Annotated in this window: 12 protein-coding genes; 6 read left to right on the top strand and 6 right to left on the bottom strand. The window is 46.8% G+C overall.

Translation table 11 applies throughout. The annotated features are described in order from the left end of the window. Nucleotides 1–48: 48 nt before the first annotated feature. Complete coding sequence (locus DMN77_RS01300; protein WP_179013184.1) at nucleotides 49–1437, bottom strand: aldehyde dehydrogenase; 1389 nt, start codon at nucleotides 1435–1437, stop codon at nucleotides 49–51. A gap of 232 nt (nucleotides 1438–1669) precedes the next feature. Here DMN77_RS01300 and DMN77_RS01295 point away from each other — a divergent pair, with 232 nt between their 5' ends. Together DMN77_RS01295 and DMN77_RS01290 are read left to right on the top strand one after the other, a co-directional pair. Further along, entirely contained in the window at nucleotides 1670–2800 is a 1131-nt protein-coding gene (locus tag DMN77_RS01295) for a response regulator (protein ID WP_256872183.1), read from the top strand. 310 nt (nucleotides 2801–3110) lie between these two features. Further along, entirely contained in the window at nucleotides 3111–7640 is a 4530-nt protein-coding gene (locus tag DMN77_RS01290; RefSeq protein WP_179013183.1) for a collagen binding domain-containing protein, read from the top strand. Between the two features lie 68 nt (nucleotides 7641–7708). Here DMN77_RS01290 and pyk read toward each other — a convergent pair whose 3' ends face one another. Beyond that, nucleotides 7709–9124 carry a pyruvate kinase gene (pyk, locus tag DMN77_RS01285; RefSeq protein ID WP_068779373.1) on the bottom strand — a complete coding sequence of 472 codons (1416 nt, stop codon included), beginning with the start codon at nucleotides 9122–9124 and terminating at the stop codon, nucleotides 7709–7711. A gap of 306 nt (nucleotides 9125–9430) precedes the next feature. On the opposite strand from pyk, the gene DMN77_RS01280 reads away from it, so the two are divergent. Beyond that, nucleotides 9431–10045: a hypothetical protein gene (locus DMN77_RS01280; RefSeq protein ID WP_179013181.1), complete on the top strand. Its 615-nt coding sequence runs from the start codon at nucleotides 9431–9433 to the stop codon at nucleotides 10043–10045. Nucleotides 10046–10249: 204 nt separating this feature from the next. On the opposite strand, the gene DMN77_RS01275 is transcribed toward DMN77_RS01280, so the two are convergent. Then, complete coding sequence (locus DMN77_RS01275) at nucleotides 10250–10588, bottom strand: DsrE family protein (RefSeq protein ID WP_068779478.1); 339 nt, start codon at nucleotides 10586–10588, stop codon at nucleotides 10250–10252. Between the two features lie 562 nt (nucleotides 10589–11150). Between DMN77_RS01275 and DMN77_RS01270 the strand changes: the two genes are divergently transcribed. Next, nucleotides 11151–11924, top strand: coding sequence for a Cof-type HAD-IIB family hydrolase (locus DMN77_RS01270; protein WP_179013179.1), 774 nt, complete (start codon nucleotides 11151–11153; stop codon nucleotides 11922–11924). A 377-nt stretch (nucleotides 11925–12301) separates the two neighbouring features. On the opposite strand, the gene DMN77_RS01265 is transcribed toward DMN77_RS01270, so the two are convergent. The 3 genes from DMN77_RS01265 to DMN77_RS01255 form a co-directional block, all read right to left on the bottom strand. Continuing rightward, a complete protein-coding gene (locus DMN77_RS01265; RefSeq protein WP_256872182.1) occupies nucleotides 12302–12952 on the bottom strand; it encodes a restriction endonuclease in 651 nt (216 codons plus the stop codon). Between the two features lie 206 nt (nucleotides 12953–13158). Beyond that, nucleotides 13159–16455, bottom strand: a complete 3297-nt coding sequence (locus tag DMN77_RS01260) for an endonuclease (RefSeq protein WP_483874231.1) — start codon at nucleotides 16453–16455, stop codon at nucleotides 13159–13161. Between the two features lie 287 nt (nucleotides 16456–16742). Continuing rightward, nucleotides 16743–17609, bottom strand: coding sequence for an alpha/beta hydrolase (locus DMN77_RS01255; protein WP_179013178.1), 867 nt, complete (start codon nucleotides 17607–17609; stop codon nucleotides 16743–16745). Between the two features lie 323 nt (nucleotides 17610–17932). Between DMN77_RS01255 and DMN77_RS01250 the strand changes: the two genes are divergently transcribed. Then, nucleotides 17933–19624 carry a PucR family transcriptional regulator gene (locus DMN77_RS01250; RefSeq protein WP_256872181.1) on the top strand — a complete coding sequence of 564 codons (1692 nt, stop codon included), beginning with the start codon at nucleotides 17933–17935 and terminating at the stop codon, nucleotides 19622–19624. 172 nt (nucleotides 19625–19796) lie between these two features. Further along, nucleotides 19797–21029: an allantoate deiminase gene (gene allC, locus DMN77_RS01245; RefSeq protein ID WP_179013176.1), complete on the top strand. Its 1233-nt coding sequence runs from the start codon at nucleotides 19797–19799 to the stop codon at nucleotides 21027–21029. Nucleotides 21030–21039 lie beyond the last annotated feature (10 nt).

Below are 21039 nucleotides of genomic sequence, written 5' to 3'. Positions count from 1 at the left end.
GCAAAAGTGGCCGTTTACCCGGTTGGTTCAGGCAAACGGCCGCTTCTGTTACTTCAGGAACCTCTTTACAAGTCCTAATTTTTTATCATTGTAAGGCGGGAACAGGAAGCTTGGATTCATCCATGTCGACCTGCCCAGCACGCTCTTCTTATGCGAGAAGGCATCGAAGCTATGTCGTCCATGATAGGCTCCCATCCCGGAAGAACCCACTCCCCCGAATGGGAGATAGGGACTGACCAAGTGCATAATCGTATCGTTCACACAACCCCCGCCAAAGGATACCGTACTCATTACCCGTTGTTCAATCTGTTTATCATTCGTGAACAAATACAAAGCCAGCGGCTTCGGCCTGGAGTTCACCGCCTCAATTACCTGGTCCAGATTATCGTACTCCAGCACCGGCAGGATCGGCCCGAATATCTCACCCTCCATCACCTTATCGCTCCAGTCCACTTGCTCAATCAGCGTCGGCGAAATATACAGATCATCCCGGTTCGTCTGTCCGCCAGCTGCGATGACAGCCCCTTCCAGCAGCCCGTTCAAACGCTCCCAATGGGCAAGGTTGACGATACGTCCATAATCAGGACTCCGCTGCGGCTCCGTTCCGTAGAAGGAAGTGATACATGTCTTCATCTTCGCAATCAGCTCTGCACGGACATCCTTATGAACAAGCACGTAGTCAGGGGCTACGCAGGTTTGCCCTGTGTTTAGATATTTGCCCCATACGATTCTCTGTGCCGCTACATCCAGATTTACGTTCTTATCAACAATACACGGGCTTTTGCCTCCAAGCTCCAATACAACCGGGGTGAGATGCTCAGCGGCGGCCTTCATCACAATCTTGCCGACCCGTACGCTTCCCGTGAAGAAGATCATATCAAAGGGCGCCTGCAGCAATGTAGAAGTAGTCTCTTGTCCCCCCTGAATGACCCGCACATAGGACTCATCATAGCACTCGCCAATCAATTTGGAGATGACCGCCGAGACATGCGGCGTAAATTCCGAAGGCTTGACGACCGCGCAATTCCCGGCGGCAATCGCCCCAACTAGCGGGTCCATCACCAGCATGAACGGATAATTGAACGGTCCGATGATTAAGGCCGAGCCATACGGCTCTGAATATATACAGCTTCGGGAACCCAAATGAACGAGCGGGTTGCGGACACGCTCCGGCTTCATCCAGTGATGCAGGTGCTTCATTACATATCCGATACTGTCATAGAGGTACCCGATTTCCGTCGAATAAGCCTCGAACTCCGGCTTGTGCAAATCCTGATGCAACGCTTGAATAATCTCGCGCTCATGCTGCTGAACAGACCGCTTCAACGCCCGCAGCTGCTGTAGCCTGAACTCCAGCGATCCGGTCTTTCCCCCGTTAATGCTGCTCTTCTGCTGCTTAAGCCATTGTCTAATCGTATCAGGATCTAACTCTGCCATTTTGCTCACTGCCCCTTCATTATCTCTTATTACTAACCATACACCGATTTGTACTACAGGGGCAATCCTTTCAAACCGGCGGCTCAGACGCATGAATATATTCAGCGAATAAGGTAGGTACAACGTATGAATAGGTAGAGCGAATGGCCTGCCTTCGCAATCTGCTTTGGACATACGGACATGCGCTTGTTAGAATGAAGGGAACATGGACCGGAGGTGCAGGGAGAGAGAGATGGGAATGAAGGTAATTATCGTAGACGATGAAAGCCTTGCTATACTTAAAATGGAGAAGTTGCTGAAGGAACAGACCGTGGTCCAGAATATAGAGATTATCGGTTCCTATATGAATCCCCACGAAGCGCTCGAAACAGCCCAACGGCAAGTTCTGCAGCTGGCTTTCCTGGATATTGAAATGCCGGAGATCGATGGCTTTGAATTGGCTAATCAACTGCTGAATATCCAGCCGCATATTCAAATCGTATTTACTACCGCTTTTCAGGAATATGCCTTGAAGGCATTTGAGATCAACGCGCTCGACTATTTGCTGAAGCCTGTGAACCAGGACAGACTAGTTATCACCCTACAACGTATAGCCTCTTCCTTACAGGTCTCCGCTGACGCAAAAAACGTCGGGTCGACCCAGCTTAATTGCTTGCAGAGTATCCATTACATTGACGCTAATGGGGCAACGCAGCATTTTGCCTGGAGAACCTTAAAAGCACCGGAGTTATTCGCTTATTTGCTCTATCACCATGATAAGACCGTGTCCAAGCAAGACTTGATCGACTTGCTATGGCCCGAATACGATATTGAGAAGTCAACTGCGCAACTACATACAGCAATCTATCAGATTCGCAAGGTGCTTAAGGAAGCCAGGATTGAGCTTGAGATTAAGTACAAGGATAGCGGGTACAGTCTGTTGCTCGGGAACCAGCGACTGGATGTTGAGGTCTGGAAAGCCCAGGTCAGTCAAGCTCCGCCAGTCACAGCCGAGACTCTGGATCAGCATTTATTAATTATGGGACTGTACAAAGGGGATTATCTCGCCGATCATCGCTATGTATGGGCCGAATACGAGCAGGAACGTCTTCGCTTAGTCTGGCTGGCTCATATTAAACAGATCGCAGAGTTTTACTTGCAGCGGTCCATGTATAATGAAGCGATATCATTATACCAGCGAATCATAGATAAATTGCCCCATATGGAGGATGGATATTTTGGACTGATGCAAATCTATTCGACATTAAATCATCCGGTTGAAGTCAGGAAGCTGTTCCAGATGCTCACCGACAGGCTGCAGGATGAATTCGATGTTGCCCCGAGCCAAGCGCTAATCGATTGGTATTCGAAATATAGCAGATGAATATAGCAAATGGATTTGAATTAGAGCGATATGCTTCCCTGGCGGGAAGCATATCGCTCTTGTTTTTTATATAAAGCCGATATTTAGAAAATATTCAGTGACCTATCTTATAGTAGCTTGGATAAGTATCGACCTGAATCGACATTGTTTTGGGGTACCTCATTTCCTGTAGGCTTAATCCACGAAGATCATCTCTGCTGCTTACTGGGAGACGGGTCCGGTAAGGGAGGTAGATTGTGAAATTATCGAGATACTTAGCCTTAGCATGAGTCAGAACCTACAAATTAAGGAGAGGTGAAATCACTTAGTCATGAAGAAGTTCAAACGACCATTATTTTTATTCCTAGCTATGATTCTACTGCTCAACATCGTACTCCCTTCTTCCATTACTCGCGCTGAGGGCGAAACCGAAGATGTAATAGTTAATCAAGAGAGTGTGACAGATGATGTGTATGGCAAGACCGCGCTCCTTGGCACCGGAGTTGAGATTACAGAGAATCTGATTACAGGGGTTAAAATTTACAACCAACAACCCCTTATTGAAAATGACGGTTCAATCACAGTACAAGGTGAAGAAATTCAGAATATTCGGCCTAAACCTTCCGATGAAGTAGCGATTATCTATGACTGGTCCTTGCCGGATGATCGGCATGCCTATGATGATGGATCGACCTACAGCTTTTATCTTCCTGAAGAGTTCGCTATACCGTATGAGCTAAAGGGAGACTTGACCGGAGGTGTTGGGAAATACGTTGTTTCTGAGAACAAGCAAGTCACCTTTACATTTAATGATCAAATTCGTGGACAACAGCTGCATGGGCAATTTTTCGTATGGCTGTCTTTTGATCAATCCAAGCTTGGAGAAAGTCTGCAGCATAAGATTGACTTCAGTTCAGTCGGACAGCAAGATATTACGGTCAATTTCGCCAACAGCGCCATAAATATGCTCAAGAAATCAGGCGTCGCCAACAAACACAATTTTAACTCCGATGAAATCGAGTGGACGATTGAGTTCAACCAGGCAGAGAAAGAGATCAAAGATGCCAAACTCACGGATAATCCTGGGGATGGCTTGGAGATCAAAGGTAACATTACGATCACCGAGATGGAAGTTCTCTTAAATGGGGATTTAAAACCAACAAATCATGTAAGAACGGAAACAGCCTTTCCTATCGATCTAGGGGATATCAATAAAGCCTATAAGGTAACGTATAAGACAAGCGTTAAAGCTCCCACAGAGGGAAACTTTAAGAACCGGGAATTCAAAAACACAGCCACGCTTACCGGAGATAATGGATACTCGGAAGGTATGCCAAGCAGCGTATATATCAGCTTCAATGAACCGCTGAATAAGAAAGTGGGAAAGGCCGAAAGCAAGGACCTCCCCTCCGGAGGCTCCCTGTGGATCGTCGATTGGTCGATCGAATACAACTATAACCAGCAGAAGATAAGCCAGCCGATTCTTGAGGACTCTTTTGGACCATCCAACGGCGTCCACTTTAAACTGGCTAATGACAAAGTGAATGTGTACAAAGTGAACATTGATAGCAATGGCAGCGCTACTCGTGATGCTCTAATCAACGCTAGCGAATGCGATTTAGTTATCCTGAAGGACGCCTCCGGGTTCGAAACAGGCTTCACTTTGGAGTTCCATAACGAAATCACCGAGGCCTATGTCATCGAATATCAGACGGAAATCACAGAGCGTATATACAGCGGTCAAGATGTCAACAACTCCGTGACTTTTGGAACCCTAACAAAATCAGATCATAAATGGCTTAATGAACGGATTTTCAAAAAGAACGTAATACGCGAGGATTTTAACAAAAAGGAAATTGAATGGCAGCTCATTCTCAATGAGGATAAGTTCGAAATGGCCGAAGTCAAGATCCAGGACGATTACGCGGGCAGACATATGAAGCTGCTCCAGGATAGCATCAGAGTGGATGGCCAGAAGCTTGCGGTTTCCGCCTTTGAGCTGGAACCAGGAAATTATAGTGAAGGATTTACACTCAAACTAAAAAGTGGAGAAACGATCAAAGATCCAGTTATCATCACCTATGCAACATCATTTGATCCTAAGGCGGGCAAACCGGCAGAAGGGCTTTATAAAAACAAAGCCACAATGACATGGAAAGATCTTAATGGCCAAAAAAGCCTTGTAAAAGAAGCCTATGTAAAACCGGAGGACTATACCAACAATAATGGTAGAAAAACAGGCGAATATAGCGCTAAGGACAAAGCGATCACTTGGACGATTATTGCCAACTACAATCTATTTGATGTGAAGGATGCGATCATCACCGACGCCTTAAAAGGCGATCAGATGTATATCGATAATTCCTTCGAGGTTCATAAGCTCACTCTAAATCCGGCAAATAATCAGATCAGCTTAGGCGATCCCGTTACAAACTATGAGCTTAAATTAGCCGATGATCGTAAAAGCTTCGAGTTGAAGCTTGGTGGTATCGGCGAAGTGGCCTATCAAATTAAGTACAAAACGAGTCTTGATGGCGACTTCAATATTATAGGGGAGTATTCCAATCATGCAGTACTATTTGACGGAACTCGGGAGCTCTTTAGTCAGGATGGCAAGGTAACGCCTAAACACGGAGGGGAACTGCTCTATAAAACAGGAGCCCAAGTCGGCAAAACTGATAGAGCCCAGTGGACAGTTACTTTGAACCCTAGCCAATCTTATATTCCAGCGGGTTCCGAATTAACCGATACCTTATCTGACAACCAAATTTTATTAGTAGATTCTCTAAAACTGTATGAAGCGGCCCTTCCTGCCAACAACTCGGGTAATATACCAAAAGGAGCTCAGCTTAATAAAGATGGCAACAACGACAATGACTTCTTTAAGCTGCAGGCTGAGGGCAACAGCATTACTCTCACATTCAAGAAGGAATTAAGGACCACATTTATTCTCGAATATGAATCATTTATCAATGCGGATAGTGGGCAGAGAATCAAAAATAAAGCTGAATTTTCCGGGAAAACAGCCTCAGTGATCGGTGAGGGAAATGTAGAAGGGATTAAAGTCTCTCTCGCCGGAGCAGGTGGTGGCGCCTCCACCGGTACAGGGAAACTGAAGGTTCTGAAGCTGGATGATTTGAACCATCCCATTAAAGAGGTTGTATTCGAGTTATGGAACGCATCGGGAACTACTTTGCTTGAGACACTTACTACTAATGAGAACGGTCAAGCCGAGACATCCAGGAATTATCGACTCAACAGCACAGATGGATTGCCTTATATATTAAAAGAGGTTTCCACCCCTAGCGGTTATATTAAAGACACGGAATATGCTGCCGGGAAAACAATCTACTTCAAAGACTCTGACGAGCCATTTACGGTTATTAATGAAATTATTCGTCAAGGGTTCGAATTAACAAAGGTAGACCAGGCAGATCCGGGCAAAACCTTAAAAGGGGCAAAATTCGTATTAAATCAAATCACTAGCACTTTTCCAAATGGTACTCCTATCGATGTTTTAGAAACGGATGATAGCGGAAAGATTGCTAAAGGTGATTTGGAGCCAGGGAAATATCAACTGATTGAAACCAAGGCTCCGGAATTTTATGAATTAGATTCGACACCTGTCACCTTCGATATCGTGGAGAATCAAACCTCAATTAAAATACTAGAGAAAACCAACGAATGGGGTTCCAACGGGAAACTGATCGTAACCAAGGTGAATGCCAAAGATCAGTCGGCCATTGAAGGCGTCGAATTCGAGCTTCGTGACAGCTCGGATGCGCTTGTGGGTCAAGGGGTAACCAATGAGAACGGACTCCTTGTGTTTGAGAATCTGAAATACGGCAGCTATACGCTGATCGAGACCAAGGCCGACGGCTTTGTCATTGAACAGGCCGAGACTGCGGTATCGATCATTCAGCCAGAGACAACCCAGACGATTGAAAATAAGGAGAACGACCGCTCCGTTAAGTTAACCAAATATGACTCAGGCAAAAACCTTAAGCTTCAGGGCGCTGTGTTTGAGTTATGGGAGCAATCGATTCTCTTTGATCCGGAAGGGAACTATTTATATCAAAAAGTTGCCGACATTGACGAGTCCAAATTGATTACGGACAAGAACGGGGAACTTCTCTTGGAGGACCTGAAGCCGAATAAATATCAGTTCATCGAAGTTAAAGCACCAGCAGGGTACCTCTTGGATAAGACACCAGTACCATTTGAAATTACGGATAAACAGATTGAAACTGTGTTCCTAGAAAAGACAAATCAAAGAATCCCATCCACCGGTGGCGGAAATGGCGGTGGTGGCGGTGGCGGTAATCCTCCAGTAAATCCGAATCCTGAGCCTTCAGTAGATCCGGACAAGGAAGTGGATCCTGGTGAGACTCCGGATCCAACCGAGCCGGAAGGACCAAAGCCGGGAACCGAGGAGCCTAAGCCTGAACCTGAGAAGACAACTAAGCCAACGGATAAGGTGCCAGCTACAAATAAGACGCCAATCAAAGGAAAGATTGAAGTTCCTAAGAACAGCACGCCGAAAATTAGCGAGAAACCTAAAAATGGTAAAGTTACGGTGGACGCCAAAGGAAATTGGGTGTACACGCCGGATAAAGGCTACACAGGCCCGGACTCCTTTAAGATCAAGGTCGCAGATGCGCTAGGCAACGAAGTGGAATATGCAGTAGACGTCGATGTCCTGCCTAGTGCGGACGGGGCGTCAACGAAAGGGAACTCCGGGAAGATGCTTCCTAAGACGGGTGAATCCAGTCTTCTCCCTATCCAATTGACGGGTCTGGCCCTAATAGCACTTGGTGTGGTTCTGTATTTCTTGCGAAAGAGACAATTGCAGCATAAATAAGAATAGCAGGCACTATGCCTAAAAAGGAAAAGAACCAGCAGCCGCAAGGGCGCTGGTTCTTTTGATCTCTATACTTCCTGAATCTGAATTAGATTTGTTGTTCCTGCCTGGCCTAAAGGCAGCCCTGCTGACAAGACGACAGTATCCCCCGTTTGTACAAATCCGGTTTTCAGGGCATGTTCGGTCACCGTTTGAAACATTTCGTCCGTAGTAAAAACCTTCTCACTTAAATAGGGGAACACCCCGGAGAGCAAGCAGAGCTTGACCAGCACATGCGGATGATGCGTAATCGCCAAAATCGGGGCTTTAGGCCGATATTTGGACACCATCTGAGCTGTATAGCCGCTCTCGGTAGAAGTAATGATCACCTTCGCCTCCAGTTCCAGGGATGCGCTAACTGCACTCTGACTAATCACCTCGGTGATCGTCTTGGTATGGCGCAGACGCCGCTTAATGAACTGGCTGCGGTAATCAATAACCGATTCGGCTTTGCGCGCTACAGCTGCCATCGTGTTTACCGATTGCACCGGATATTTGCCTGCTGCTGATTCGCCCGAGAGCATAACGACATCCGCTCCTTGCAGGACCGCATTAAAGACGTCGCTCACTTCGGCCCGGGTCGGTCGTGGATTTGATTGCATCGAATCCAGCATTTGCGTAGCCACAATAACCGGTTTGCCCACTAGATTGCATTTTTCAATAATATCTCGCTGCATGATGGGCACATCTTCAATCGGAACCTCTACACCGAGATCTCCGCGAGCCACCATAATTCCATCCGAGGCCTCGATAATATCATCTATATCGTCGATCCCTTCGTTGTTCTCGATCTTGGATATAATCTGTACATGTCCAGCGTTATTCTCTTGAAGAATAGCCCGAACCTTCCGGATATCATCGCCATTTCTTACGAATGACACAGCGATGATCTCAATTTTCTGCTCCAATCCAAAATGAATATGGCGAATATCCCGCTCCGTTACACCCGGTAATGTCGTCTTCACCCCAGGCAGGTTCACTCCCTTTGTGGGCTTAAGTGTACCGCCATTAATGATCTTACAGTGGATTTCAGTTCCTTCTACAGAAGCGACATGAAGTTCAATCAAACCATCATCAATCAGGATACGATCACCCACTTGAACCACATCCGTCATGTCCGGATAATTCACTGAAATTCGTCGGTTATCCCCTTGGATCACTTCCGTTGTCAACGTCAACTCCTCACCAGCGACAAGCTGACAGGATGGCTCTCGCAACTTGCCGATGCGTATCTCCGGCCCTTTAATATCCAGCATTAGCGGAATATATGTATTCGTCTCCTGAGCTGCCTGTCGTATATTGCGGATGCGCCCCGCATGCTCCTCGAAGTCTCCGTGGGCCATGTTCAGCCGTCCTACCGTCATTCCTGCACGAATCATTTCTTTTAACGTTTCCGGCGATTCGCAAGCAGGTCCTAACGTACAAACAATTTTTGTTCTTAGCATCATCGATCTCCCTTTTAGAAGTTATACAAAAAGTCAGCCTTATGCCTAGCTTCATTCCGCCCTCTAGGTGCTGTAAATCGGCCCTTTTTCAACATAATTCTTGCTGTAAATTCTCTATTTCAGGGTTCCGACATTTATCTCCCTATTTTCTGAATTTTCTAATATTAGAGTTGCCTAAAGAACGGCCCCCTATTCTATCCCACTGCAGTTCAAGAATGATTTGAGATGACTAAAAAGTAAGATCATAATATAATATGTGGAATAATATGGTATGTAAAAACTGCACTATATAATAAGGAGAAAATCATGAGGATAAAAAGGATTACCTTCGTTGGCTGCTGCCTCTTACTGTCTATAAGCGCACTACTTGCCTCCTGTTCGAATCATAGCAAGGACGCAATTCAACAAACCGATACTCCTGTCATTTCTTACAACGTGGAGAATTCTCTGTATGCTGCATATCAAGAAGAGGCTGCAGATGAGCAAAAGGTCAATGACATGATGCTGCAAATCGCAAATGTGGATTGGAAGGTCTATGGGGAGCTTCGAAATAGCGAGTATCCGCTTGTTATAGAAACACTGGAGTATTTATATAATCATCTTGCTTTAATTAAGCCCGAGCACTATTCAAATCTGGTATTAGCTACAACGAATTTGGATGGGGCAGCAAGTGAACAATATGCAGCAATTGTAGGAGAGTTATTCTTAAATCATAAAAGTGAATTTCTCGATACATTGACTGGAATGACTGACAAGAAACATCGCAGCTCAATCATCTCGAAGATCGCGTACAATCTAAGCTATAAAGACCCTAAAGAAATAAAGCAAGAAATAACGGTATGGCAGACCCGCAGTAAACACAACTCGAAGGAAAATGAAGTTATCGCTGAAATAATTGAAGCGGTGGAAAATCCTTATTGATCAGCTTAGGCCCGGCTGAATTCAAGATTCGATGCCGGGTCACTTCCTGCTTCACTTCGTGTTAGATGCAGAATTTTTAAGTTATCGAGCCGGGCTGATGAATTTCTATAAGCAAGAAAACCTGCCATTAAGCCGTGGTCTCTCATCCTTGGTTTGGCTCAATCAGGTTTTCTTAATAAAAGCGGACTTTTTGAACTACCTCTATCAGGAGATGGTCATAACCTCGTATTTCTCCGACAACTCCATGAAATACCCCATACTGGACACTTTCCCGGCCACTAGCTTATCGTGAATTTTATAGTAGTCAACGCAGGTCCCGCAAGCAAGTACAGGGACCCCCTTGTCCTCAAGCTCCTTCAAATGCAGGGATGCGAAGGATTGCTCCGTTAATGCCAGCACCCCCCGATTCACACAAAATACCGCTGCCGGCAAAGCCTCGCGCTGCTTCAGCAGATTAACATAAGTCTCTAGCAACTGCGCCCCAAGTTCCTTATCTCCATCGCCAAGACTATCTGTCGTAAGAAAAATAACTTTGTTGTTCATGCTCTTCATCCCTTCAAAATGCCTGTCTATAATATAATAAGCATATACTTTATCGTTAATCCAGGAAATATGATTTCTCATGGGCATCTTGGATATCAGTTTTTAACTCTGATTTATCTACCTTATGCCATAGATATCCCAGCAAAATTTGCGAAATAATAGAGGTCTCATCCATTGATAATTTAGTTCTAGTGTTAGTTTACCCAGTCAAAATCGCCCCTTGGCATCAAGCTGCATTTTGCACAATGCCACTGGCTAAAGCATAACCTTGGTCAACCTTCTCTTTGGCTTCTTCATAAGTGAGTTCTTATCTTTGTTGCGTTCGATATAAAATTATCATTAACTGGATTGTTATCTGAAATATCACTCGGAGACTGTAGCGTCATAGATTTAAGTTGTGAAGTTAATTCGTACATTTTCATTTATACTTTCCTCCAGTAAATCAGATTTCGGGATAAAAACTAACAATGAACTTGTATTCCAGCTTGCCACCTTTTCGAGCGGATGGTATATTACGACCATATTATATAGAGAGATTTCTGTGGATAGGAGAAACGAATGAATGGACTATAAAATCGCCTTTTTTGATATTGATGGTACGCTAGTGAACGATGAGAAGAAGATTCCGCAGGATACCATTGAGGCGATCGCCGAGGTCAAACGACGTGGAGTTGAACCGGTTATCGCTACGGGCAGAGCGCCGTATTTCTTTGAGAAGCTGGCCCAGCAGTTAGCCATTGATTCCTATGTTAGTCTGAACGGCGGCTATGTTGTATACCGCGGACAACCGATCTATCAACACCCGATCCCCCGTACCGATATAGAAGCGCTGGTTAAGCTCTCAACGGAGCATCGCCATTCCCTAGTCTTTGAGGGGAATTCTGCCTTCTATGCGAATAGCGAGATTGATCCTTCTGTTCAAACTTCCGTGCAATCACTAAAGGTTGATCTACCGGGCTATGACCCTGGCTTCTGGACTAAAGAGGACATCTATCAAATATTCCTCCACTGCGAGGAAAGCGACGAATATTTGTATCAAGAGCATATTCCCGGACTGCGTTATATCCGTTGGCATAAATCCGCTATGGACGTCCTGCCCGTTGACTCATCCAAGGCTATTGGAATCAACGCAATGCTTCGCCTGTTAGACCTGGCCCCTGAGGAATCTATCGCCTTCGGCGATGGCCTGAACGATAAAGAAATGCTAGCTTCGGTAGGCCTCGGCATCGCGATGGGGAATGCCCATCAGGAGCTGATCCCGTATGCGAATTATGTAACTACCCATGTTGATCAAGGCGGCATCCTCAACGGTCTGAAGTACGCGCAAATTTTGTGAACAGTAGCACGGGGCGTCCTTACATGCAGATTCCCTGGACTGCCCTGTGCTGTGATCTTCCCCTGACCAAAACTGCAAAAATGCAGTTATTTGTGACGATTATCGCTAATTTCGATAAATTGATGCAATAACGCAGGTATTTTCTCTAAAACCACCCTTTTAACAAACCTTCGGGTCAAATAACTGCATTTTTGCAGGAATATAGTCAGCTAAGTTGTGCGGCAAACGAAAAAAGATGTACTTTTGCAGTTTGGGGCTGCTTCAGTGATAGTGGTCTGCATACAATGGGAAGCTTGTTCAAAGGGATTGGCCCTAGCCATCCCCTTTATTCAATTTATCTAGTATGTAAAATTATTAATAACCTATGTCTCGAATTTCTACTTAGCAGCTGGTTTAGGTCTCCTATTTGTGGGTTTCCACTGTCCCCAAGCTTTTAGCTTCTGTTCAATAATCCCACCATGCCAATATTCTACTTTGAATCTTCCAGCTTCTTTCTTTGCGTCAGAGGTTAAATCTGAAGTTGTAATCAATAAACTAAGAATACAATCATGATTTCGCTTCGCAGCAACTAATTCACGGACAATTTGAACCTTCACCTTATTATGATCTGCATAGCATTTAGCTTGGACAGCCGTTTTCTCTCCCCTTTGATCCCGAATAACCAGATCTACCCCACCATCTCTGCCTCCAACGCCAACTTCATTTACTGTATATCCTTGACCACGAAAATATAGTGCAAGCAAACGTTCGAATTCCGCCCCATTCAGTTCACTTAAATGTCTAGTCAGAATAACTTCATCAGGCCGACAGGTCATTGACGAGCGCTGGACTCTGCCCGAACCTTCCTTAATAACATTCTGCTTTGAACTGCTTGCTCGTTTATTTGTGTTCGTTACTTTTCTTTGACGTTTTGTTTTCTTATTACTGCTACTAGCTGCTAATCTGTCATTTATTACGGATAAAACAATAACGCCGAAAATGCCTACTACGGCCCAATTCATTTCTTGAAACCAAATGATTTCTCCCATACAACACCTCTACCCCTTATACTCTCTACCAAAAAAAGGAATCTTATATTCTCCATATACAATATTCGACAATATCGTAATAGTTCCTGTTCGTGAATTAATACGTCATCTTGAACAAGCGTATAAGAAAAGGGAATGTCCCCAAAGTCTAATCAGACTCAGAGACACTCCCTTTTCCTATATTAATCTATTCGTGCATCTTTCCCCTACTTCGTTACACGAACCACAACGGTCTCGCTGGAGGTGAGGCCTGCGGCGTTCACCAGTTCAGCACGGTATTCGTAGGTCCCGATTGCCTTATTTGTTACCGTGGTGGCTGCTCGCTGGGCAGAAGGTGTGTTGAGCGATAGTGCTTGCGTATCGATCAATACCCCATTTTCATAAAGGCGATACTCGGCACCATTCGTGCCCCACCACATGTTCATCGATACTATATAGTTGCCGTCGCCATCCCAGTTGTCGTGCGACAGAACCGCTTTGCCAGGCGTGGCATCGGTAACTACGACGATCAGCGGCTGGGACTTTGTAATACCTTGTGAATTAATTAGCTCTGCCGTGTAAACGTAAGTTCCGTTTGGTCTGCCGGCCATATCCACGCTCACAAACTGAGCCGACGGGGAGCCATCCTTTAATTCTTTTGTACCGATCAGTATGCCATTCTCATACAGCTTGAACTCCGTACCGTTATTGCCCCACCACAAATTCATGGTGATCTTATAATTTCCATCCCGCAGTCCATTAGCATGTCCACTCGTGTCGGACAATACAGGAGTCCCTGGAGCCCCGTTTGCAAGCGGCTTACCCACTTGGAAAGCAACGCTCTTCTCCGTTCCATTGCCAGCCAAGTCTACTACTGCAAACTTCACAGTATGAGCGCCCACCCCAAGGTCCTTCGCGTATATGGTTTGTCCATTTTCAATTTCTTTTCCATCTACCCACAACTGCTGCACGGCTACCCCGGAGCCTGTATCCGAGCTGGCCAGCTCAAACTTCAGCACGTCCTGCTCCAGTACATCGCCCACAGCTTTTCCCGATTGAGTCAGGACAGCCGAAGGTGCAGTCCAATCTACCTTGACTTCAATCGATTTAGCTTCTTCTACAAAGCCATTCTTACCGACCGAATAATAACGAACTGTGTTGATTCCTTCAGCGATTGACACAGGCCCCGTATAGACAGCTTCTGTTCCATCATTAATTGCATATTTCGTAGTAACTTCGCCGGCCCCCTCATTATCAGTGGCCAGAGTGAGCATCACTTCCCGATTGAACCAGCCGTGATCATTAGGCATCTCGGACAGTGTCGCCGAAGTTACTGGCGCTGCAGCAGCTTCTGCAAGAGAGATATCGCTCGCTCCGCGCAGCTTCAATTGATATACGCCTTTAAAAATAGAGGAAATCCCCCGCATATTTACGGTTTGACCTTCCTTATAAGGAAAATCCGTCAGCTGAATGCCTGTTCTTGCATCGACGCGAACATGATTGCTGATACCGTCGCTCACCGCATCAAATTCAAACGATCCTGCCGGTGAAGCGGTGATGATGTTATGGATCGTTGCTTTTTTCAATTCAACCAGTTGTCCTTGATTGTCAGCACTAACGGAAGCAGTCTGCTTCGGCAGAGGCAATTCTGCTGTGCCCGCCTTTTCGATCGCAATCGGATCGGACAACTCTAGCTCCGTATTATACAACGCTAGGGGAGCGGTAACCTTGATCACATCCCCCTGATGGAATCCGCTGGTGCTCTGGAATACGTATATCCCTCCGGTCTCATCCTGCATGTAGAAGGCTTGTCCTCCATACACACCCGGTTCAGTCGTAACCGTCCCTTGCAGCGTAACGAGGCTTCCTTCCGACTTGCTTCTCGCTTCCGCGATCGTGCTCAATGCCGGAATCCCGTTAGGATCACCTTCCTCCGGAAGTGGTTCGGCAGGTACATCTGCCAATGATACCGACGTAGTCAGCAGATTGTTGCCATTTTGTCTTAGACGAAGGCTTGCAGCCCCAGCTGTACCCGGCTTAATGCGAACCGTCAGATCTTTATATCCACGGCCTTGGCTGTTCGAAGTTACACTAAAGGTCTCGCTATATCCGTAAGCGGCTGGCCAGCTTCCATTTGCATTTTGAACCTTGGCCACCTGTGTACCGCCAGTCAGATAAATCCCGACACTCAAGCCTGACACCGAGGAGTTGGCCGGCAGATGATCTACCGCAACGCGGACTTGGAAATCCTGTGCGTTCGGAAGAACCGTTTGATGCACGAACGAATAGGTTGCATTTGCCGTTGCCGCCGGCCCACCATACGAACCCGCTTTGAATGTCGATGAATCCCACCACTTATAGCCGGCAGCTGGAGCAGACCAGGGTTCGGCTTGTGGTTCTGTTGAAGCGGCAGGCGTCTCGAATGGCAGCAATTCTGTCTTCGTATCAAGCTGTAGATTGTTCACTTGATCCAGACTCGTAAAGCTCTCCTGCTTCGACAGCCAATCTACCAAGTTCAAGAGCAGCGCTGCATCATCCTGCTCCTTGAAGCCGTCATAAGTCGTCTTCTTGGTCCCCGTCTCTTCACGCAAATATTTCGGAGAGGCATCCTCTACAGCTGAGGAATCCCCAATAAATGCCGCCTTGCCTGTGCCAAGCTTGGATACGGCAACATACGGGCCTTCCGCCTTGCCCCCGCCATTATAGACGCCTTGATCCACCGCACTAGCCCAGGCATCCTTTGTCTTCGGCAAGTAAACAATTCCTTTTGCCTTGTTCGGATCGGTGATCGCCAATGTTGAACCAGCATGCATCGCTACCGTAAATACCCCTTGTGTAATGCCGAAGGCTTGGTCCGGCGCAACGACATCATTGGCCGTGATGTCGCCAAGGGCATTATAGCGGAAGCGTACGCCAAAATTGTCCGCAAGCCAGTCGGAGCTTACAACGCCTTGCATCGCTGCTGAATTTTTCTCCTCTGCGCTCATTCCCTTCGCAGGGTCTTCCCAAGCTCCGCGACGATACCCATTGATGGACTCCGATCCGTCCCAACGATTCTTGTTACGGTCTGCATTATAATGATCGCCAACGAAGAAAATGCTGCCTCCTGCCTCAACGTATTGCTTCATCGCCTGCTGTTCGCTCTGCTTAAATGGAATGTTGGGCTCGGCTACAACGAACACCGAGTAATTGCTCAGATCGCTATAAGTAAATGGCGTAGACTTGCGGAGCTCCTTCACATCATATCCACGATTAGCCAACGCATTGCCAAAATCCGAGAAGCCGCCATCGATAACCCAATCCGCGGCGCCTGCCGTTTGACCATGAGTATTGTCGAAGAGCACCTTTTTTCCGGCGTTCTCATTAATAACCTTCGCCGCAATATACGGTGCAGGATCGCTTGGTCCCTCCGCACGAGCAGATGGAACCTCTTGGCCTAATCCCAATTGAATTGAGAGTGCCAATGACAGGGCAATCCCTGACTTTACCCATTTGGAGATAACTCCATATAATTTGTTCATCATTTCCCTCCGATTGATAATGACTTGTACAACATCTTTATTCTTACATTGGATTATTATAGGAGAACAAAATGATGTTCATATTTATGTAAATTAGGTAAAATTATTGGAGTTAAAACTTTGGCTTTCAGACATTGAAATGAAATGGCATTACATCCGGCGCAAAAAAATCAAGCCACGGAATCATAATCATGATCCGTGGCTTGATCTATGTCTGTCCTGAAGCATAAAGCGTAATCTTCCCTACAAAGGCCGGACATAGCATCGACCTTAGATTCCATCTCAAGCAATTACAGCAAATACTTTCTAAGGAAGTCCAGTTCCTGAGCAAATGCCTGCCGGACACTCTCTTTATCCTTCTGCAAATCAAATAAATGATCCTCACCTGGCAGCGTAATTAACGTATGGGCAACTCCCGTCTGTTCCAGCCGCTCTGCCATCTGAACCGATTGTGTATAAGGCACATCATTGTCCTGATCTCCATGCAAGAGCAGCGTTGGCGGATATTGCGCAGTGACAGCTTCCGCCGGACAAAGTGCTTCCAGCTCCGCTTGATCCCATTGAGGATCCAACCCTGTTACCTCCTGAACCCAGGTGCCTTGTTGTCGGCAATATAAATAAAGACCGAATCTTTGCTGAACAGAAGCTTCCGTGAGTACCTCCCCTGCGATCAATTGATCAGCCAGCTTACGGGGAACGATCGGCTTCTGCAGATAATGCGAGCTCGCCCCGGTGGCCCAAGCTGCCCGGATATCCCCATAACCATAGAAGGAAACAACGGCCTTCAGCTTCGGCTCCCTCGCTCCAGCCAGAAGCGCCAGGTATCCGCCCGCCGAATGACCCACCATACCGATGGAGGACGGCTCAACCCCCAGCTCTGTGGAAGCATTATCCTGCAGCCAGTGAATGGCGTCCAGAACATCCTCGGCAATAGCCGTGAGCCTTGTCTCTGGCGCTAACCGATAATCTATGGAGAATACGTGGAATCCGGCCGTATTATACCGCTCTAACTGATCCTTCGGAATCTCTCCCCTTGAACCAAAGATGAAGCCGCCCCCGTGAATATAGACGACAACGGGCGAGCTTGCTTGGCCGGTACTATAGAAGTCCCCTAATAAACGAACATCCCCAACTGTTTTATAGCAAACCGTTTTCACACTTTCTCCCCTTCCTGCCAGGAATACAATAATAATGTGGCCAACCTATCGAAAAACCTCGGATTTGTATCTCTTATATTACTGGCTTTATGAATCCGGTTCAACAGCCCGTCTATCAGGGCAGGATATCAAAGCGTTGGTGTCGAAAATTAGGAGGTTAGAGCACAACCGTAACGATGTACAACACCTTAAGAAGACCACAACAACCTAAGCTTAATGATCCCCAAATTTGATCCCCCTCTTCTACCAAGATGGGGATTATTTAATGCTTCAAATTCAAGATAACTAATTTTACATAATTCGCTTCAGAAGGAGACGTGAATATGGAATTTAGAGTCGAGCATGTATTAAGAATGAAAGGCTTGCATAAGGCTGAGGTCCTTGGAGGCAAGGCGGGCCTGTCCAATGTAATCCGAGGCATCACGATTATGGAGGCCCCCGACATCGCCGACTGGCTGAAGGGCGGAGAAATGCTGCTGACCAGCCTCTATCCGATTCTCAATTATACGGAGGAAGAGCAGCGTGTGTTTATACAACGCTTGGCGGACAAGGGAGTCAGTGCTCTACTGATCAAAAACCACCGCTTTGTCAAAAGTATTCCGGATGTCATCGTAAAGACGGGGGAAAAGACCGCTCTACCCATTATTCAAATTCCCGAGAGCATTCCTTATGTCGATGTGCTCTATCCGGTGATGGAGGAATTATTTAATACCCAGGTCATGAAGCTTAAATATTTCAAGGATGTGCATGATCGCTTCACGACCCTCTCCTTAACCGACGCCGGGCTGGAGCCTATCATCGCGACATTGCAATCATTGATCGGCAATCCTGTTGCTCTCTATGACCGTAACTTCGCCTGCATGATCTCCGATTCTCTCTCCGCGGTTCCTATCGAGCATGCAGAGTCGGATACCGAGAGAGAAAAAAGCTTCGAGACTAAATTCCCTTATTTCTGGAGAAAGACGCAAATATTAGAGCCGGCAGTCAAGACGGTGGATCAGGTCGTCGTTCCGATCCGAACCGTGAATCGCATCAAGGTGCATCTGGTCGTTACTGAAGCCTTGAAGCCATTGGAAGAGCTTGATTTCATCGCGATAGAAAATGCAGCTACGGCATTATCCCTCGAATTGGTTAAGCAGTTTGCCGTTGCGGAAGTAGAGCGCGAGTTCAAGAACGATATCATCGACGATTTGCTCGCCGGCAAAGCTCAAATGCTGGAGACCGTCTATCATCGGGCTAACCTGATTGGTTGGGATTTGGAGCGTTCTTATGCGGTCCTATTATTTTATGTAAAAGAAGAGTTCTCTTCGCTAGGCGATAAAGAGCTGGATAAGCCCCATAACTCACGCATGCTCAAGAGCAAGGCCTTCACTTATTTGCATGATGCAATTCGCTCCACTTTCTTGGACGGCATCATGCGCAGCCGCAGCGATATGATTATCCTGCTTTTACCGGTGGAATCGTTAAAATCCAAGAGCAAGGACTGGCTAATGTCGACCAAGAAAAAAGCATACAAGATTCAGGAAGCCGTCCACATGAAGACGACAGATATTGTCGTTCAGGTCGGTATGGGCAGTGTGGCGGAGACGGCGATGGATATCTCGGGGAGCTATCAGGAAGCCCAGGAGGCCCTGGAACTCGGGGCCATGCTCTTCGGCGACGAAGCGGTTACTGCCTTTTCCGAGCTTGGCCTGTTCCGGCTGCTCTGCCAATTCCCGGACCCGTCGTTGCTCACCTCCTTCATTCCCGCACCGCTGAGCAAATTAATAGAGAGCAAAAATGCGATCAAAAACGATCTGATTCATACGCTCGAAGTGTTCCTGCAGCATAATCAAAACGCGGCTAAAGCCGCCCAGGATTTGTTCGTCCATTACAAGACCGTCATGTACAGGCTGGAACGAATCAAAGAAATCACTGACATGGACTTCGAAGATCCTGAAGAAATGCTGGAAACCCGAGTGGGCCTGAAGATTCTAAATTTGTTAAAAAAAGAAGGTTTCAACCAAAAAAATTAAATAGGCGCACGCCTGTTTTTTACCCAAAGTGGATAAAACGTCCGTCGGACTTTTATCCACTTCTGTTAATGATCTCATTTTAGGAAGCGTTTACAATTTTCATGTAAGACATAATCCTCACTGATTTTAAGCTCAATACACACTTTTCATCAACCAGAAAGGAACGATGGGCATGACAGAATTAAGCAAAGATATCCTGCAGCTGCTGGAATGGCTCGGATATTTCGGCAATGATCCTGAAGGCGGAGTAACCCGACTGCTCTATACCAAAGAGTGGCTGGAAGCCCAGAAAGCTCTGGAACATTGGATGAATACGGAAGGCTTCGATGTTCACTTCGATGAAGTGGGGAACTTGTTCGGCGGTCTGCAAGGAACGAAGTATCCGCAGGAGACGATCATGACCGGCTCTCATGTCGATACGGTGCGCAACGGAGGTCTGTATGACGGTCAATTCGGAATTGTCGCCGGCCTGCTCGCTCTGAAGCACTTGAAGGAAACCTACGGGCAGCCGCTGCGCAGTCTGCAGCTCGTATCGATGGCGGAGGAAGAAGGAAGCCGATTCCCTTATGCATTTTGGGGCTCCAAAAATATAGCGGGAACCGCCCGACGCGAAGAGGTAGAGAATATCTCTGATTTTGACGGTATTGCATTTGTCGATGCGATGAGAGACTGTGGCTTTCATTTCCGTAATGAGTCAGCACCTCTCCGCCAGGATTTGAAAGCGTTTGTAGAGATTCATATCGAGCAAGGCAGCGTACTGGAAAAGGAAGCGAGGTCGGTCGGAGTTGTGAACAACATCGTTGGACAGCGCAGATTCACCGTGGAGGTGACCGGCGAAGCCAATCATGCGGGTACCACACCGATGGGCTATCGCAAGGATGCCGTTCAGGCCGCCAGCGCCATGATCTGTGACGTCATGAACCGGGCCCGGAAGCATGGCGACCCCTTGGTAGCTACAGTTGGCAAAATCGAGGTCAAACCCAATGTCGTGAATGTCGTACCAGGGCATGCCCTATTCACCTTGGACATCCGCCATACCGCGAAAAGCATGCTGGCTCAATTCACGGAAGAAATCACCGCTGCTTTGCATCAGATCGCAAAGGACCTGAACGTAGGACTTCAAATCGATATGTGGATGGATGCGGACCCTGTGCCGATGGACGCACGCATCGTAGAAGTCATTGAGCAGCAGTGTCAGCGGCTCGGCTTGAATTACAAGCTGATGCACAGCGGAGCAGGCCATGACTCGCAAATCTTAGCAGGCCTGGCCCCAACAGCGATGATCTTCGTACCAAGCAAGGACGGAATCAGCCACAACCCGGCGGAATATACCGATCCCTATGATTTGGCCGAAGGGGTCAAAGCACTGATCGGAACCCTCTATACACTGGCATACGAGGAATAGAACACCACTC

This window comes from Paenibacillus sp. 79R4 (assembly GCF_013393165.1).
Lineage (GTDB): Bacteria > Bacillota > Bacilli > Paenibacillales > Paenibacillaceae > Fontibacillus.
This window is presented reverse-complemented; position numbering and strand designations above follow the sequence as displayed.